Annotated in this window: 1 protein-coding gene; it reads right to left on the bottom strand. The window is 35.0% G+C overall.

What is annotated here, in order from left to right:
• The coding region (locus HNS40_RS22835) for a tyrosine-type recombinase/integrase (protein ID WP_172285001.1) at positions 1–334 on the bottom strand (334 nt) is incomplete at both ends.

Genomic DNA, 334 nt, shown 5'->3' with positions numbered 1-334 from the left:
TATTCATTTGATGAACCAAAAAGAATATCCAAGCAACCAAATTTCTTTACCGCATCTACTTGAGCAATATGCAAATACATTAAGGTGCTATGAATACTGGAATGACCGAGCAAGTCTTTTAAAACCATAATACTCTGTCCTGCTTCCAGTTGGTGAGTGGCGTAGGTATGTCGCAAAGTATGAACAGTAACTTCCTTAATAATATTGGTTCTCTTGAGGGCTTCTTTTAAGAGGGTTCGTATTCGGGTTTTGCTAATAGGAATTCCTTTTCTGTTGTAGTTATCAAACAAATAATCTTTAGGACAGTTAATAGCTAAATGTTTTTTAATACCTC

This window comes from Lentimicrobium sp. S6, from assembly GCF_013166635.1.
Classification (GTDB): domain Bacteria; phylum Bacteroidota; class Bacteroidia; order Bacteroidales; family UBA12170; genus UBA12170.
Note: the sequence above shows the minus strand (reverse complement) of the source record. Positions and strands in the feature narration are given on the sequence as shown.